A 19,297-nucleotide genomic window follows, 5' to 3' on the forward strand; every position below is an offset into this window, starting at 1 on the left:
CCCCGCTAAATTATAGAGTCTTATTTTGACAAACCCCGCCAAAATTTAGAGACCCCATAAAAAAGACCATCAATAAACAGACTTGTTTGTCAACAGTCTGAAGAGGAACCATGACATTAGTCATGGTTCCTCTTTATAATTCAAATCATTTTCTTTTTAATATTTTTAATTTACTTTTTTTAGATTCATAATAGCTGAATTAATAAGTTGTGTTGCTTTATTAACTTCAGATTGTGTAGGATATTTTGAATCTAATATAGCTTGTGCTTCTGTAATTGCTTTATTTAAGTTTGCTATTGAATGTGCTGTATAGACATTTGTTTGACTCAGCAATTCTTTTGCTTCTTTCAATCTAGGAGCAACTTGAGAATCAGTTAAAATTTCTTCAAAAGTTATAGATATCTCAATAGAACTTCTACCACTCTCTTTTGCATATTTAGCTGAATATGTTTTCCCTTCATTAACTGTTAATGATTCATCAGCCCATTGATATCCTTTTGGTAATTCTACATCACTTAAGCGAGAATTTTTAAATGCAGTCATTCCTTTTTTACCATATAAATTCATAGCACTTAGATCATCTTTATTGAAAACCATTAATGTTGCAACCTGTCTATTTATTTTATGTGTTGGTGTCACTTTACCACTAAACACAGCATTTTTTGGATAAGCAGTATAATAAATATTATAAACGCCTGGCTTTAATGATTTTAAGTTTTCAATATCATCAACACCTTCACATCTTAAGAATGCTCCTGATGTTTTATAATCACCAGAATTATTATACATATATTCATCCTCTATTGAATAATCAACAACATAATCTTTATCCCCAGCATTTGTAACTGTTATTCCTTCTGTCAAGTCAGGTGTTTCACCCTCCATCATAGAAATATTTTTAATTCCTTTCATAACTGGACTATCACTATAATAATCATCAGAAGATGCTTTTTGTTCATCGTTTTGATAATAACGTACCCAGTCAATCACAAATTCAGTGTTATCATCAGCTAAATGATCACCTGCATTTTTTGCCCAGTTACCACCTGTTGCTAGATTCATTTGAATGTACTGAGGTTGATTAAAACATGCCTGTAAGGCCTTCAAACGATCATCACTTTGATCATATTCAATTGTATTATAAATTTCACCATCTAAATACCATTCAATGCGATCTTCAGACCAGTTAATCCCAAATACATGATACTCATCATTAAAATCATCATCCATTCCAATAGATTTAGTTAATTCATATGGTGAATAACTTCCATCATAATCTGCATCACCTTTTTTCGTTCCCTCGTCATATGCGTTTTCATAATAGAAATGTGGTGTTGCATAAACAACTTTATTACTTTGATCACCTTCATTTGTTTCATCATTTCTAATTGTTCCACCAATCATTTCCATGATATCAATTTCACCACATGCTGGCCAACCATATCCTTGACGACTTGAAATGTCACCATCCAAAGTAAAATTATTCCCTAATGTCCAAAATGCTGGAAAGGCTCCCTTTCCTTTTGGTAACTTTGCCTTCATTTCAATACGTCCATATAAAAATTCTTTTTTACCTGCAGTTCTGACACTCCCTGAATTATAAATAACTTTACGGTTACCTCTTGGATTTATGTATTGATCTTCTGTTTTTCGATCTGTAACTTTTAAAACAAGATTACCATCTTTAATAAAGACATTGTCTTGACTATCTGTATAATGCTGTTGTTCATTACCACGAATTCTCCCTAATTCATAGCCCCAAATATCTTGATTTAATTCTTGACCAGTAAAATCATCTTCCCATACATAATTATATTCTGCCCCATTATCAATTTGGACTAATGTGACATTATCAATATCAACAACTGTATCTCTACCAACAGCATTTGTTTCAGTCCACTTTAAAATACCAACTGATACATCATATTGATCATTAGCAGTAAATTCAAGTGTTTCTTTATGCCAATTCCCATCTGTATATTGAAGTTTCTTTTCAGCAATTTGACCACGATTTGTTTCAACTGTTTTTTTAGTACTGTATGATGAATTTTTAACTGTCAAGAATGCTCCATCTAAAGTACTCGGATCACCATTATAAGTTAACCTAACATCTGCAGTTAATCTGTATTTTCTTCCTGGTTTAACATTAGCATATTGGAGAACAAATCCATCTGTTACCCCTTTACGCAATCTTCCAAAACGATTTCCATTTTCTGATACGATATGATTTTTATAATCTTCTTTAGTTTGCCAAACAGAATTTGTCTTTTCAAAATCTCCACTACTCAATAAACTTAATGAAGTGAATTCATCTGCTATTTGACTTGTCTGAGCATTGACATTGTTAATGAAAGAAGAACCCTGTGTTAATATTGTTGTCATCAATGTAACCACTAATGCAGTTTTTCCTATTTTTGTTATATGTTTATTCATATATGGCTCCTTTCTATTTTGTCTCTTCTTTTTTCATATTGATAACGAAATACACAACAGCTACAATCCCCATACATCCTAATAACAACTCAATAGAACGTGTTTGATCAGATGTATTCACTTGAGAAGATGATGTCTTATCATCTTGATTCATTGGATTATCTGTATTTGGATTTTCAGAACCATCTGGTTTATTTCCATCTGGTTTTGTAGAATCACTAGGTTTTACTTCAGATGTTTTTTCTTTATCAACTACCATTATAAATTCAGAGAATAAATGACTTTCAAAAATAACCTTACCATTTTCCTTTGTTGTATAAAGAGTATCAATCGTTTTTGAACCATCATCATTTTCATGTAATCTATAGATCGTTACTCCTCTATCATTAAATTTTTCATCTAAATCAATTTCAAAATCTAACAATAATGATGTTTCATCAAGTCTTGCAATTTCTCTTTTCTCAGAAGTATTTTGGCTATCTTTCGCATAAATAGCTAGACTTACATCTAAATATTGACCGATTTCTGTATCTTCATCTTTTTCAATATCTTTAAGATACTCATTAAGTTGAGTCTTATCTGTTGTACTTAAATCTGACACTGGAAGTGCAGATGATTCTGCAACAACTTCCACATAACTTCCTTTCTTTAATTCCTTTTTAACAATATCTAAAGCCATTGCATCATTCTTTAATACTTTTTCAGCTTCTTCTAAATCTTTAAATCCAACAACAACTTTATTGACTTCATCTTCAATTGTAACTGGAGTAATATTGACTGTATTATTTTCATAAGCAATCTTAATCAATTCTTCAATTGCAGTCATCAAATTCTTTGTTGCTTTATCTACTTCTTCCTGAGATGGTCTTGCAGCTTCATTAATCATATTTGCTTTTTCTAATGCTCTTACATATTTATTAACAGTTGCATTTGTATATTCTTGCAGATTAATCGTTTTTGTACTATTAATAACTTCTACTAATTCACTCTTGTCTACTGCTAATGTATAACCAGCAGTTAAGTCCATAGCTTCTTGGCTTGTTAAAATTTCATTAGTAACTAATACATATTCAATTTCACCTTTAAAATTACTAATTCCTGTTTGTCCTCCAATTGTAACACTATTAACTGAACTTGTAAGTTGTGAGAATACTTCAAATCCTCCTGTATTAGACACTGTCTTAACTTCTTTTCCATCAATTGTCAAACGATATTGATTCATATCATTAGACAATACAACTGTATGCCATTCATCTCTACTTAAAGGTATATCATTAAATCCTGCTTGTGACCCTGCTTTTGCATATACTATTTTCAATGTATTATTATTTAAAATAGCTAATGAAGAATATGTTCCATTTCCTCTTAAATCTGCGGCTGCATTATTAACACCTAATATAGCACTATCTCCACTGTCTGCAGGAGAACGTTTGAATTTAACAATAATTGAACCTGCTTTTATAGATTTTAAATCTTGAAGTGATTTATTAGTAGAATTAATATCATTATCTTGAAGATTTTCTACTCTTTGTCCATCAAATGTCTGATTTCCTTCTTCAAATGTCTTACTAATAATTGAATTACCTTTTAAAGCATCTAAATTAGCTTGATTATCATGTAAAATTTGTTCATCTAAAATTCCATCATCATTTTTAGCAACAATCTTATAATAGTTATTTTTACCATATCCACATTCATGAATAAATTCATTATTACTATCAGTAGCACTAATTGTTTTTATAACTTTATATGTTCCATCTTCTTTATCTGATACAGAAATAACATATTGACTAGCTGAAGCAACATCATTCCAACTTAATCTTACTGTACTATAACGTGATACTATATCAGCACTTAAATTATCCTTCACTGCTGTTGATGTACCTGTTACACGAATTTCTGCAATACTTGCAACAGCATTCTTTTGTGTCGTTGTAGAAGGTTTTGCTGCACCTTTAATGACTAATTTCACATATTTTATATTTAGTTTTTCAGCAAATGAAATAGATTTCCATCCATCAGATGCCATCCATGTTCCAGCTGCTACTTTATCATATGTATTTCCATCTGAACTCACATAAACTTCATAACTTGTAATTCTACCTTCATCATTGCCTTGTCTTGGTAAATATCTTATACCATTAACAGTTGATGGACTTTTTAAATTCGCTATAAAATATGCCCCATTCCCATTTACATTTGTTGTCCAATATGATAAAGAATCATCATCAAGTGCATTTAAAGCTTTTGTTGACTTGATTGTCGCACTTCCTCTAGCATTAGCTAATGGGATATCTTTTGCTTTATCTGCTTGGTTATTTCCAATATAAGCAATTGTATAAAGTTTATTATTATTCTTTTCTTTATCAAAAGACTGACCATAGACAGTATCTATTATTGCATCATTTTCAATAGAAACCGCAATTTCTCCATTATCATTATCTTTAACAACATATTTAAAGATTAATTCATTTGTTCCTGAACCAGAAACATATTCTGCAGTTGCATTTGTTCCATTAATCTTCAAATCAAGTTGACGTGTTTGACCATTCACCATAAAAACTGTCTGATCAAAAGTCACTTTAATTGCCAATTCATCATTAGCTTGAACAACTTTATTTTCATTATCAATCTTTATGCTTTTGACTTTAGGTGAGAAAACATTCACTTTATTTTCAGTAAGGTAATCAAAGTTTACTTTCATATACTGCATAATATAGCCTTCTTTTTCATATACGATACCAAGATGATTATCATCAATTTGAACTAAACTAGAATATGCAAATCCTCCATCATCAATTGTTTTATCATATTTAACATTTAATTCATCACCTTTTATTTCACATAATCTAATATGTCCTACTTTTCTTGATTTTTTTGTATCATGTGGTAACGTTTTTGTACTATATTCATTTCCACTAGCATTAGAAATCGCAATATATTCTTTACTGCCTTTACCATCTAAATCTGCTTGAACTGTAATTGCTGATAATTGACAATATGGTTCACGAATATCAGTATCATAAACTTGTCCCCAAGTTTCTCCATAATCCTCACTTATCGCATATTGAACAACTCCATAATCTCTATCTGCATCAAGAAAAGAAGTATTTCTCATAAATTGAACTAATCTGCCATCATTTAATTGTACAATTTGACTTTCTGTCAATTCATATGTAGAATCACCTTTTTGATTATTTAAAGTTTGTGAAGTAATTGTTCTTTCTTCATCTGTTCCTTGATTTACAATTCTTCCATCATTAGGAGATTCTCCTCTTATCCAAGTCTTTCCACCATCATCACTATAAATGTTTGCTGAACTTTGACTACCTAAATTTGTTCCAACTCCATTTGTTGTGTAATAAATTGGGAAGATTAAACGAGTTGAACCATCAGCCTTTTTAGCTTTAATACCAGCACCAGGCCCTGTTCCCACAAATTTCATATAATCTTCTTTAATATATGGTGTTAAATCTCTTGGTTGATCCCAAGTTTCCCCATCATCTGTGCTTGTAAACATCCAAACATAAACAGTTTTTAAAACATGTAATTCTCCACTTTTTGTTCCTGAACCATTTAAATAAATATTTCCAACATTAACACCTTTCTTCAATAATTCTCCATTACTTGTACTTGTTAATGTTTCTGCATTATATCCTTGTACAACATAATCAGTTCTATTTCCTCTTCCATCATAAACAACACCATTTTCTTTAACTGTATATCGGTTATTTTGTCTATCATAAAGATTTAAATACCATTTTCCTTTAATCTTTTCATATGCGCTTGTTGAAGTTGCATCTATAGCTCCATTTGACTCTGGACAAATATCAACAAATAAATATGTTGTTCCATCAGCATGTAAAAGAACAGGATCTATAGCAACTGCTGATTGAGTACGTCTAGAATTTGGATAATATCCATCTTCAATAAAATCTCTACTCTTATCAAAATTACTATTTGTAGGCATATCTATAACAACTTTATTTTCACCCCAAGTTTTACCATCATTTGTACTGATTCTTACTGCTGTTGCAATATCTCCCCAGTCATTATAATGGTACTTTCTGGCATCAGCTGCTGCTATAAGTTTTCCACTATCTGTTTTCACAATGGAAGGAATTCTATACATACTGACAGCCACACCATCTGGATCGTCGCTTTCTTCTCCTGAATTAATTTTTGTTCCTTTTTCCCACAACTTTGTCATTTCTGGGAGTTCAACAACATCTGTTGGTGTATGTAGCTCTTTGATTTGATCATCATTAATCACTTGATCATGAATCTGAACTATATCCATTGATCCATTCATAGGATATTTTAGAGGGTTAGTGTCCACCACCACTACTCCACCTAAAGTAACAATATTAAATCCATCTTTAACTTTATTAAAGTGAGTATACTCAACATTGATATTTCCAACATTCTGACCATCTAAATAAACTGTCATGTTTGAATTTGTAGTATCAGTTTCCTTAAATGTATAAGTGAGTGTATGCCAGTTTGTATTGTTCAATATATTTGATTCTAACGAAATACTAGAAGTCGCAATATCAGGACCAAAATTACTTCTTCGCTCAAATAGAATCTGATCTGCTGTTTCACTATTCCTTTTAACTCCTAAAACAGCATACTTATTTGAAGTTTCTGTTGTTGATAGACTTAACAATCCAACAGCTTCGCTACCATTTTCAATCTTATTGTTAAATTTAAATCTTAAAGTAATACTCCCTGATTTCATTGCAGATTTAACTTTTGTTAAATTTTCTGATGTATTGATATCTGTACTTTGTGCTGTTGCATTAGCAAGATTACCTTCTAGTTTTTTATTTTCTAATTGTATTATTGGTTCTATCGTATTCTCTGCAAAAGAGTTTGTCACTCCAGCAATGATTGAGAATGATAACACAGCTGCCAATAAAACTTTAATCGTTTGATTCTTTTTCATTGGTTATCCCTTCCTTCTTTTTTAATATGATTGGTATGATGAGTGCTGCAGCCAGTAAGACAATATATAATTCTGACTGATATTCATCTGATGTTTGTACTTTGTTTACGAATAGAGAATGTTGTTTGTTATTATCTACTTGTGTATTTGTATTCCCGTGATTTGGTTTATTATCATCTTGAGATGGTTCTTCAACTCCATCCTCTTTCTTTTCATATATAAAACTATATTGACTTCCTACTTGACCATTAAAAGTAATTTTATTTCCATTTCTTTCAAAAGCAACTTTTGGATACTCGTCTTCTATATTTTTAACCAAATAGAATGATTTCACTTCATCATTTAATAATTGATCAGGAATATCAATTGTGACTTTTATCAATGTATTTGTATTATCAAACTCATAAACTTCTTCATCATCTACCATTAATAAAGCTTTTAAACTATAAATTCCTAATTTATTTTCAATTCTCATACGTGCTCTTTGTCTCTGTTCAACAAAAGCAAGCTTAACCACAATCTTTTGTCCCTTATCTGAAGCTTCTTTAATGATAGCTTGAGCTTTTACATCATTTCTAATCATTAATTTGAATTGATCTATATCATCTACTAATAAATCATTATCTAATTCTACTTCTAATTGTGATGGTTTCACTAATTGTTCAATAGCATCATTTAATGCAGTCATTGCATCATCTATTTCTTTTATTGTTGGATTTGTTTTTTTATAAACAGTTTTAGCTGATGCTAAGGCTTCTTCAAATATTTCCTTTGAACTTGTTGTATATTCGCTTAAATCTTTTTTATCACATTCTTTAATCAACTCATTTAACTGTTCTTTATCAGTTAATTCAATATCCTGTAATATATAAGAAATCAATTCTGCTTTTGTAATACTACATCCAGATACAGAAACTTTATACACTTGATGAGATGGTAAATTTTCTAACTTTAAGATACCACTATCTCCTCTCACTTCATATTTCTTTGTACCTGCTTGAACTGTTAATTTTATATCTTTTACTCCACTTAATTGTTCTGTATCAAATGATATAGAATTTAATGTTTTGCCAAAAGTTAAATTTGTTGTTGTATCCTCTCTATCACTAAATGGCATTTTTATGAATAGATTAGGTATAAATGTATCTTCATCCAAAATTCCAATTCCTTCAATAAATTGCTTTGTCATCATTAAATGTCCATTAGCACCTGGATGAAGTGCTTTACCTTGTCCAAATACACAATTATCTCCATAAACAAAGTATTGATCTTGATACATATATGGATATTTACCAACAACATTATGGAATGGTGTATATTGATCTATAAAAATACAATCCATTTCACTAGCTACTTCTTTCATAACTTGTGTATATTCTCTACATCTTGCATCTCTATCCCATTGTGTAGGTAATGGTGATCTTAAAACAACAATATCAGTTTTTGCTTTTGCCTTATTTATAAGTGTTTGTAATTGAGCTCTATATTGTTCAACTGATAGTACTGTTGAATCATTTGTACCTAACATAATAGAAACAATATCAGGACTATAACTATTTAATCTTTCATTGATAGTTGCCAATGTTGAGCTACCACTAACATCAATTGTTGCTCCTGAAACTGCTGTATTAACAACAATGTCATTTGTTCTTTTCAAATCATCTCTCAAATATTTTTCAAAAGATTGAGCAATTGTATCTTGACCCAATGAATATGCAGACCCATGAGTAATAGAATCTCCCATGAATAACCACGTTAATGAATCATCATTATCCATCTTGTTCTTTAATTGTTCTTGTAATGAGTCTAATGATTGTGTTTTCACACTTGCATTTTGACCCTCTCCAACTACACCACTCATTGTTCTTATTTGTACTTTTCCATCTTTTGATTGAATCTTGATGCTATATTTTGATCCTTTTTCTAATGGAGAAATAACAAATTCATTTCCTACTATATCAGTTATAGTTTTATCATTCAATGTTAAAGTATATACCCATTCTTGAATATCTTTATATTCTGGTATTTCAACCTCTAAAGAATTATCAGTACTTTGAATACTAGGTACAATGTCTTGAGCATATGTTTCTACTGTATTCATATTTTTAAGATTAAAATCAATACCTTTTGTACAAGGATAAAGGCTTGTTGTTTCGATAGTTGCCTCACTTAATTGTTGGCCTATATTATAGTGCCCCTTTTGATTTAACACACCATCTTTTAATGATTCATCTGTTACATCATGTTCTACAACAACAATTCTTTGATCATTATTTGCATTTGTAAATTCCTCTACAACCTCATCAACTACTCCACAATACTTTTCAATAATTGCATCAGTATCAACATTACCAATAGTATGCGGTTTTTGAATAACAGCAAATCCTTGCTGATTTCTTAATTCTAAAGACAATGTGATAAATTCTCTTAATTCTTCTTTAAAGCGATTGACATCATCTTGACTATAATCTTCTTTTCCAATCATATAAGCCATAGCTTTAGGATTAAATTCATTTTTATATGAATCAAATTTATTAATAATATCATTTAATGTTTGACCTTTTTTTCCTGCATTCATAACAAAACGTTGTTTTCCAGCAGTCGTATTACTACTTTGTGTCCATCTTATATATTCTTCAAAATGGCTTACATAATTTCTCATTCCCTGAACCTGATTATAGCTTCCTTGAACTTCTTCGCCTCCAACAAATAACCATGTATTATCTACATCATCATTAAACATATTAGATATTTGTGATCCTAATGAAATATCCATTTTATTTAATTTATTTGTTACAGCTACTGTATAAGCCTCTACTTCACTTTCAGACATAACTTCATCTGTGATTGTTACATAAGCAATTTCACCTTTAAATCCTGCCTTATTAACTCCATTATTAATAGCTCCACCAATTGTTAAAAAGTTTAAATTTGTAATTGCACTATTATTTAAGAAGTTGTGTAAATAATTTCCTGAGTGATTATAATTGCTTTCTTGTTTTCCATTAACTCTATTTTTAAAATAAGAAGTTGTTCCCTCAGTATATGCAGTTAATCCATAAGTCGTCCAACCATCTTCTGCTACTGCATTTCCGATATTATAACGAACTAAATTACTACCAATATCATACCTTAATACATTTGTATCTCCCTGCATAAAGCTAATACAATTGGCTGGATTAGGTGAACCAGTCAAATAGTTATCACTAGGTGTTACAGCATTTCTATCTTTAACATTTAATAATATTTCTCTATTATTAACTATCTTTTCTTTATCTGGTCTAAAAGAAATCAAAACTGTCCCTTTCTTTAATTCTTGTAATAAACTAATATTATGAGAAAATTCAAGAACCGTATTCCCATCAAATTTTTCTTTTCCACCTGATAAAGAAACATGAAAATTATTTGTTTCGTCCCTGGCATGTCCCTGCACCGCTTCAATACCAGTCTTATATGAATCTTTAACAATAGATGATTGAATACTTTCATCATCATTACATTTGATAACGTATCTTTCTTGTGTATTGACTCCAGCAGTTTCATCAATATATTCTTGACCTGTTACTGTTGTTATAAGAGAAAGTTTCGTGTCATCATCACCAACTTTATAAACATTATATTTGTCATGACCACTCACATTATTCCAGGAAATACGATTAGAACTATAACGTGCTTCTACCCTGGCATTAATCGTTTCGCTCGCATAAACATTCGAGGGCGACATTCCAATAATCATACTACTAATTAAACTCATAAATAAAACTTTTCTAATTTTTACCATATTTTACCCCCTCTAAATCAATGTTATTTCAATTTCATTATACTTTGACTAGTTAAAAAGTCAATATATTTACTAAAAATAATAATATTTTTATTATTATTTCACTTAAGTTTTAGTTAATTTTACTGTCGTTTTATGAAAATATAGTATTTTTTATAAATTATGATATAATTAATATATTATAGGAGAAGATATAAATGGCTAAATTAAAAGACGTAGCTCAACTTGCAAATGTATCTATAGCCACTGTTTCACGTATTTTAAATAATGATGAAACGTTGAGTGTTACGGAAGATACAAAAAACTGTTCTTGAAGCAGCTAAACAATTACAATATGTTGTTAAACCTAAAAAAAGTCCAAAAGCGACTTTTGCGATTATACAATGGTATTCAATTCAAGAAGAAATATGTGATCCTTATTATCTTGCTTTAAGACAAGGCGTAGAGAATTTCTTAAAATCTCAACAAATTGCTGTTAAACGTATTTTTTCAGATGATATTAATCTTTTTGAATCTTTTTATGATGTTAGTGGTATTATCTGTTTAGGGAAATTTAGTATTGAATATATTCGTAAATTAAAAAATTCATGTAAGAATCTTGTTCTTTTAGATATGGATTTAGTAAATCCCTGTAGTGAAGCATGTATTGTCTTAGATTTTGATGATGCAATGAAACAGGTTGTAGATTATTTTCATATTTTAGGTCATAAGAAGATTGGTTTTTTAGGAGGTATTGAACAAAGTGATGATAATCATACATATTTTGATGTACGTCGTAGTTCTTTTGAAAAATATTGTCAAAATTACCAAATGGAATATCAAAAATATATACGAGAAGATAAATTTACAAGTGAATCTGGATATCAAATGATGATTGAAATGATTCAATCAAATGATTTACCTGATGCTATTTTCGCAGCTAGTGATCCTATTGCTATAGGGGCCTTGCGTGCTCTTCTTGATAGTAAAATTAAAGTTCCTGAAGATATTTCTATTATGGAATTCGATAATATTGAAGCAACAAATTTCACTTCCCTACCGTTAACAACAATTCATGCTCCCGCTTATGAAATGGGACAATTAGGTGCTAAATTATTGTATTATTCATATTTAAATAACAGTTGCCCTAATCCTATGCGGATTCAGTTACCTTGTTATTTAATCGAGAGAGAATCATGTAGTGAAAATAAAAAAAGAATCTTTAAATTTCTTCTATCCAATTGTTAATGTTAATAAAACTATATTTCATTTTCTTTTCCCACTCTGTAGGTATCATAAGAATTTGTTTTATAGTTTTTTGTTTTAAGAAAAAAAGAAGTTCCGAAGAACTTCTCATTCATTATGCTTTATTTACACTTCCAAATAATTCCATTTTTTCTTTTACACATTCTTGAATTGCAGCAGCACCTGGTGCTAATAATTTACGAGGGTCAAATCCTTTACCTTCTAAATCTTTACCTGCTTCAATATATTTACGTGTAGCTTCTTGGAAATATAATTGACATTCAGTATTTACATTGATTTTAGATACTCCTAAAGTAATTGCTTTTTTAATCATATCTGCTGGAATACCAGTACCACCATGTAATACTAAAGGCATTGTTCCTGTTTCTTTTTGAATAGCATCTAATGCTTCAAAATCTAAACCTTCCCAGTTAGCTGGATATTTTCCATGGATATTTCCAATTCCTGCTGCTAAGAAATCAATTCCTAAATCTGCAATCATTTTACATTCCTTAGGATCGGCAACTTCACCTTTACCCACAACACCATCTTCTTCTCCACCAATTGAACCAACTTCTGCTTCAACTGATACACCTTTTGCATGGCATAATTCAACGATTTCTTTTGTTTTGGCAATGTTTTCTTCGATTCCATAATGAGAACCATCAAACATAATTGAAGAGAATCCAGCTTCTAATGCAGCTTTAGCTCCTTCATAACTACCATGATCTAAATGTAAAGCAACTGGTACAGTAATTCCTAATGAATCTACCATTGCACTTACCATAGCAGAAACAGTTTTAAATCCAGTCATATATTTAGCAGCTCCTTCAGATACTCCTAAAATAACTGGTGATTTTAATTCTTCTGCAGTTAATAAAATTGATTTAGTCCATTCTAAGTTGTTGATGTTAAATTGACCAACAGCATAGTGTCCTGCTTTTGCTTTTTGTAACATTTCTGTTGCTGAAACTAATCCCATATTTACAATCTCCTTTTCAATTTTTTACAACTCTATCATACACTGATTTCATTGAAATTTCCATAATTATTGACTATTTTTATAGATTTAAGCCCTTACAGTAACTTTTATTTCTTTTATAGCACTCTCTAATTGTTCCAAAGCCTGTTTTAAAACACTTCTAGGGCAAGCAACATTAAATCTTTCAAAGCCATCCCCACCAGTTCCAAAGATATAACCTTCATCTAACCATAGGTGTGCTTTCTTCAACATAAAATCCTCCAGTTCTTGATTATTCATACCAAGACTTCTCATATCTACCCAAACAAGATATAATCCTTGAGGATCAATCACTTTAATTTCTGGAAGATGTTCTGCAAAGAAAGTTTTCATATAATCAATATTACCTTGTAAATAAACTAAGAGTTCATCAACCCACTTTGCCCCATAAGTATAAGCAGCAATGCATGCTTCTAATCCAAAAATATTTGGATCACTTATTCCTGATGCTATCTTTTCATCAACAAATTTTTTTCTCATATCCTCATTGGCTATTATAATATTAGATGTTTGTAAAGCTGCCAAATTAAATGTTTTTGATGGTGATGTACAAATAATTGTAAAATCTTTAAATGATTGATCAACATTATAAAAAGCAATATGTTGATTATCTCCATAAACAAAGTCCATATGAATTTCATCACTTACAACATAAACATGATGTTTTTTACAAATCATACCTATTTGATATAATTCATTTCTTGACCAGACTCTTCCAATTGGATTATGAGGATGACATAAAATAAACATTTTTACATTATTTTGCACAATTTGCTGTTCAAAAACATCAAAATCACATATATATTGTTTTCCATTAAAAGATAAAGGACATTCTATAACTGTTCTACCATTCAATTGAATAGATGCATCAAATGGATAATAGACAGGCTTCATAATCATTACATTATCTGATGGTTTTGTATAAGCTCTCACCGCCAATTTTAATGCTGTTACAATTCCTGGTGTAGGAATAATCCAATCTTTCTCTACATGAAAATCATGTCTCGTCCCTAACCAATGAATAACTGATTGATAATAAGAGTCAGTTGGTGCTGCATATCCAAAAATTCCATGTTCTGCTCTTTTTATTAATACCTGTTTGACTTCAGGTAATGTTTCAAAATCCATATCAGCAACCCACATAGGGATAATACGTGTATCTTGAGCTTTTTCTCGATCATATTTAATACTATTTGTTTGTCTTCTATTTACAATTTTATCAAAATTATACATTATCTCTTAGTACCTCTTTTCTTTGAAATTGTTCTTTGGAAAAATGGAAAAGTGTAAGACCTAAAGCCATTGATAAATTCAATGAATCAATAGTTTCACTATGTGGTATAAAAACACTCTGACCATAATTCAAATAAGTATCATCTAAACCACTGCTTTCATTCCCAAACACTAATGAATGAACATTATTTGTAGATATTTGATGTATATTTTTGGCACCTTTTAACATGAATGGATAAAATTCATGATATTTATATTCTTGATAATATGATTCAAAATTATCATAATACTGTATATTGAGATGAAAAATAGCCCCCATAGATGCACGTATCACTTTTGGATCAAAAATATCTACTGCTGGACGTATAATAACCAAATGAAGGTATCCAAACCCCAGCATAGTTCTCATCATTGTTCCCATATTTCCCATATCCATTGGGTTTACCAAAACAACATGATTTCCTTCCTGAATTTGATCTGAATATTTTTTAAAAACACCAATTGCAAAACAATTGTTTTTAGGACTTAATTTATCTATTGTCTTATCATGGATTTCTATATGTATATGATATTGTTGACACAGTTCTTGAATTAATGGATAACCTTTATTTTGAATAATAGAAGAATGTACAACAACTCTTATGACATCTTGAGGTCTTTTTTTTAATAATTCAATTGTTGGAAACACGCCTAAAGTGTAAGATGTTTCATCATTCTTTTTATATATTTTCATAATTTTCTCTACTTTCCTTTTCATTTGACTGATTCAAAATCTCACTTGCGACTTGATAATAAGCCAATGATTTTTGATGATCCTTTTTCACATATCTTCCTAATTCATATAATTGTCCCAATAACAAACATGCATCTCGACTTCTTAACTGAGCTGCCTGATGTAAATATAACAAAGCTTTCTTTTCATCTTTTTCAACAACAAGCCCATCAAAAAGCATCATTGATAATTGATAAGTACTCTCTTTGTGCATAAAAAAGTACCCATATTCAAAATAGTGATAAGCTTTCTTTAAATCTATCTCTACACCTAATCCCATTCTTAAACATAAAGCAGCTCTATACAGACACTCAACCTGAAACAATTGTGCACCTTCAAAATAAGCCTCAAAGGCTCCAGCAAAATTTCTTTGTTCTTCTAAGAGCAGCCCTTTATAAAGGTATGCCTCTTCAAGATGACTTCTAGATAAGTGCTCATAAGCTTTCTTAGCATCATATTCAAAATACTGACCTAACATATAAAACGTACCAAGTCGATAATCAGTTAAATCATCCTGACGACTATGATAGTACATCATTGCTTTTTCAATATCTTGTTCAATACCATATCCATGTTCATACATAAACCCTAAATAATATGCACCACAATCATCCCCATGACCATAAAGATATGAATAAATTTCAAAAGCCTTCTCATAATCCTGCGAAACTCCAAAACCTAGGAAATACGTTTTTGCAATAATAGCAAGTTGAGGATAATCCTGACGTTCATATGCATCCTGTAATAAACTTAACATATCAGGAATTTCAAAATAATAACTAATCTCAGTTATAACTGTTTCAAAAACTGCCACGATAAAGATAGCTTCTTTTTCTTCACATTCTATGTTCTCCATTAAGTATTTGACATATCCATTACGATATATATCTTCATCAAAAATCATTGCATCATATATGCCAGTTTGAAAACCACGGATAATCCAAAAACACTCATCTAATAAATCTGGTGCTTCATCATTTAATGCTTCTTCAAAACGCTCTTCTTCAAAACGGATATTTTCACCATAATGATCAAATACATCTAAAATCACCTGAATTATACGAATATTCATAGTTCATCCTTATTAATATCTTGAAGTGTTTTTAATTCTTTTTGTGCATTTTCTCTTAAAGATTCAAAATGAGCTTTATCATAAGAAGCACCTTGATCAATAAATGTAATTAATTCATTATACTTTTCAACAATCAATTCAAATAATGACTCCTTAATTACATAATCTAATTCATTATGAGCCTGCATAGTCAATTGATTTACTGACTTATACTGTTCTTTAAATAAAGCATCATAATCCACCTTTTGTTTCTTAGAAAATAATCCCATAAGTCATACCTCCTTCACTTTTTCTATTATACCAATATTCCCAAGTAAAAGTAAACATGTTATAATGCTTAAAAAGGAGTGAGACTATGCATAAATTAGCTTGTCCGAAGTGTCATCAAACACTTCAATTAGAAGAAAAAACGTATAAATGTAATCAAAATCATTGTTATGATATTGCTAAAAATCAATATATTAATCTCTTATTAAATCCAGATAAATCATGTAATAATCCTGGTGATAATAAAGAAAGTCTGTTATGTCGTAAGAATTACTTAAATCAAGGCTATTATGATGTTATTCTCAATGAAGTTGTTTCTTATATTCGTCATCATTATCAACCTAATATGCATATTTTAGATTTAGGTTGTGGTGAAGGATATTATACTTATCGTATGAAACAAGAATTAGGTGATGATTGCACCTTCTATGGTTTAGATATTTCTAAAGATGGAATTCAAATGGCTACAAAATATACAAAGGATATTTATTGGATTGTTGGTAATTCAAAGAATTTACCTATTCAAGATCATTCACTTGATGTCATCACTGCTTTATTTACTGTTGTAAATGAGTCAGAAATTAAAAGATGTTTAAAAGAGAATGGTTATATGATTCATGTTACAGCAAATAATAAACATTTGGTTGAATTTAAAGAATTGATTTATGATGAAGTGAAAATAAAATCAGATGAACATATTCGTTTACCATTTGAAACCATTAAAAGTTATGACTTTACCAAAAAAATTCATTTAAAGAACCGTGAAGATACATTAAATCTCTTAAAAATGACACCACATTTTTATCATATCAAAAAAGAACGAAGATATGTTTTAGATACTTTAGGTGAATTTGATGTCACAATAGATATACGTATCACTGTATATAAAATCTAATGAATTATAAAGTTCATTACCCATATATTACATTTATTATTCATTCACCTATATCTATTGAAGACTTTTTTCATACATTTCATTTATCTAAAAAAACAATTCATCTTTTAAAACAGAACAAAGATTATACTGTCAACAAAAGATTTGTGTCTTCCTCAACAATATTACTCAAAGGTGATCATTTTAGTGTCAAAGCCTTTCAAGAAAATGATCAGTTATATCCTCCTCAATATGAAGATATAGATATTATCTATGAAGATGAATTTCTCTTGGTTGTCAATAAACCACCTTTTCTAAGTGTCTTTCCAGATAATCTCTCTCATACTGACTCTCTTGCCAATAGAGTGAGTGCTTATTATCAACAATGTGGATATAATATTCCTGTCCGATATATTCATCGATTAGACTATGAAACAACTGGGTTAACACTATTTTGTAAATGTAGTTTTATACAGCCTTTAATGGATTATCAACTGTCTATTAAAGAAATTCAGAGAAAATATTTAGCCATTGTGAAAGGTAAACTTACTGGTTATAAGCAACATTCAATATGTCAACCAATTGGTCGTGACCGACATCATAATCAACGTATGATTGTATCTTCATCTGGTAAAAGAGCTTGTACTTATTATCAGTGTATTGCTACAAATCAAGATTTATCTGTCGTTGAATGTACACTAGATACAGGACGCAAGCATCAGATTAGAGTCCATATGTCAGCAATTGGTCATCCACTATTAGGTGATTGTCTTTATGGCGAAAAATCTCACCTTATGAATAGACAAGCACTTCATGCATTTCAATTGATATTTACTCATCCTATTACAAAAGAAAAGATGACACTCATCTGTCATCCACCAGTTGATATGAAAAATATTATGCATTCTATTGATCCTATTTTATAGGATCTTTTTTCATGCTTACCATCTTATAAACATTATGACAATGGGTATCAAATAATATATCTGCATTTATGATTCTTCTCTCTCCACAATCTGAAAAAATAATATCATATCCATCCTTTGTTTCTATATATCCACTTAAACATACCCAATGCCAATTATCATCTTTTAATTCAGGGGCTCGATGATAAAGAATCAACATACCAATAGGATGACCCTCATCAATGTGCTTTAATACAAAAGACAAAGCATGTTTTGTATCTTTAGATTTCTTTTGATAAACAGGTTGTAAATAAATTCCTTCCTCACCCAAAATATCTACAAAAGTTCTAGCAAATTTATATAAAAAAGGATATCCCATCTGTCCAGGAGTCATATTCTTAAACATACGATTCATAATAGAAAGAAATTGATTTTTTGAAAATGTTTCTTGATGTTGATAATATGCATACATATTACTTGCTAAAACACTAGCACATCCAGCTTTTTGCGCCCATTCATCTTCAAACCAGTCTTGATTACCACCATATCCTATGAGTTTTTCTGAATTATAAATATGGGGAATATGTAACTCTTTCATTATTTTTATCACCTCGTTCTTTTCAAGTATATCCATTATAACAAATTCTTTATCAATATGCTGATATTTTGATTATAATTCATATCTTTGAATATACTCCATTAACATTTCTTATAGTCATTTTGTTATTATTCGAGTAAAATATGAATTTTAACTATATATATTACAA

The 19,297-nt window shown here is 30.0% G+C and carries 13 protein-coding genes; 4 read left to right on the forward strand and 9 right to left on the reverse strand.

Features of this window, described 5'->3' with window-relative positions; all coding sequences use genetic code 11:
- Nucleotides 1-165: 165 nt before the first annotated feature.
- Genes AC5M21_RS07160 through AC5M21_RS07170 form a run of 3 tightly spaced genes read right to left on the reverse strand, consistent with a single transcriptional unit; the run spans nt 166 to nt 11,162 of the window.
- Entirely contained in the window at nt 166-2,433 is a 2,268-nt protein-coding gene (locus AC5M21_RS07160) for a family 16 glycosylhydrolase (RefSeq protein WP_302378519.1), read from the reverse strand.
- 13 nt (nt 2,434-2,446) lie between these two features.
- A complete protein-coding gene (locus AC5M21_RS07165; RefSeq protein WP_493531482.1) occupies nt 2,447-7,381 on the reverse strand; it encodes a discoidin domain-containing protein in 4,935 nt (1,644 codons plus the stop codon).
- The gene (locus tag AC5M21_RS07170; protein WP_117616413.1) at nt 7,359-11,162 is read right to left on the reverse strand and encodes a GDSL-type esterase/lipase family protein; all 3,804 of its coding nucleotides are present in this window, start codon (nt 11,160-11,162) and stop codon (nt 7,359-7,361) included. The genes AC5M21_RS07165 and AC5M21_RS07170 overlap by 23 nt, the downstream gene beginning before the upstream one ends.
- Nucleotides 11,163-11,359: 197 nt before the next feature.
- Between AC5M21_RS07170 and AC5M21_RS07175 the strand changes: the two genes are divergently transcribed.
- Together AC5M21_RS07175 and AC5M21_RS07180 are read left to right on the forward strand one after the other, a co-directional pair.
- A complete protein-coding gene (locus tag AC5M21_RS07175; protein WP_017143906.1) occupies nt 11,360-11,476 on the forward strand; it encodes a LacI family DNA-binding transcriptional regulator in 117 nt (38 codons plus the stop codon).
- On the forward strand, nt 11,445-12,389 hold the full coding sequence (locus tag AC5M21_RS07180; RefSeq protein WP_008787459.1) for a substrate-binding domain-containing protein: 945 nt from the start codon (nt 11,445-11,447) through the stop codon (nt 12,387-12,389). Before AC5M21_RS07175 ends, AC5M21_RS07180 begins: the two co-directional genes overlap by 32 nt.
- 112 nt (nt 12,390-12,501) lie before the next feature.
- On the opposite strand, the gene fba is transcribed toward AC5M21_RS07180, so the two are convergent.
- The 5 genes from fba to AC5M21_RS07205 all read right to left on the reverse strand — a co-directional run bounded on the left by fba (nt 12,502) and on the right by AC5M21_RS07205 (nt 16,753).
- The gene (fba, locus tag AC5M21_RS07185; RefSeq protein ID WP_008787458.1) at nt 12,502-13,368 is read right to left on the reverse strand and encodes a class II fructose-1,6-bisphosphate aldolase; all 867 of its coding nucleotides are present in this window, start codon (nt 13,366-13,368) and stop codon (nt 12,502-12,504) included.
- An 87-nt stretch (nt 13,369-13,455) separates the two neighbouring features.
- On the reverse strand, nt 13,456-14,640 hold the full coding sequence (locus tag AC5M21_RS07190; protein WP_008787457.1) for a MalY/PatB family protein: 1,185 nt from the start codon (nt 14,638-14,640) through the stop codon (nt 13,456-13,458).
- Nucleotides 14,633-15,373 carry a TrmH family RNA methyltransferase gene (locus tag AC5M21_RS07195; RefSeq protein WP_017143908.1) on the reverse strand — a complete coding sequence of 247 codons (741 nt, stop codon included), beginning with the start codon at nt 15,371-15,373 and terminating at the stop codon, nt 14,633-14,635. Before AC5M21_RS07195 ends, AC5M21_RS07190 begins: the two co-directional genes overlap by 8 nt.
- Nucleotides 15,360-16,484, reverse strand: coding sequence for a tetratricopeptide repeat protein (locus AC5M21_RS07200; protein WP_008787455.1), 1,125 nt, complete (start codon nt 16,482-16,484; stop codon nt 15,360-15,362). Before AC5M21_RS07200 ends, AC5M21_RS07195 begins: the two co-directional genes overlap by 14 nt.
- Entirely contained in the window at nt 16,481-16,753 is a 273-nt protein-coding gene (locus AC5M21_RS07205) for a hypothetical protein (RefSeq protein WP_008787454.1), read from the reverse strand. Before AC5M21_RS07205 ends, AC5M21_RS07200 begins: the two co-directional genes overlap by 4 nt.
- An 86-nt stretch (nt 16,754-16,839) precedes the next feature.
- Between AC5M21_RS07205 and AC5M21_RS07210 the strand changes: the two genes are divergently transcribed.
- Entirely contained in the window at nt 16,840-17,646 is an 807-nt protein-coding gene (locus tag AC5M21_RS07210) for a methyltransferase domain-containing protein (protein WP_008787453.1), read from the forward strand.
- Entirely contained in the window at nt 17,646-18,551 is a 906-nt protein-coding gene (locus AC5M21_RS07215) for an RluA family pseudouridine synthase (RefSeq protein WP_008787452.1), read from the forward strand. Before AC5M21_RS07210 ends, AC5M21_RS07215 begins: the two co-directional genes overlap by 1 nt.
- Here the strand turns inward: AC5M21_RS07215 and AC5M21_RS07220 are convergent.
- Nucleotides 18,541-19,128 (reverse strand): C39 family peptidase, encoded by a 588-nt coding sequence (locus AC5M21_RS07220; protein ID WP_008787451.1) that lies wholly within the window; start codon nt 19,126-19,128, stop codon nt 18,541-18,543. The two genes, AC5M21_RS07215 and AC5M21_RS07220, sit on opposite strands and share 11 nt — an antisense overlap.
- Nucleotides 19,129-19,297 lie beyond the last annotated feature (169 nt).

This window comes from Coprobacillus sp. (genome assembly GCF_984815275.1).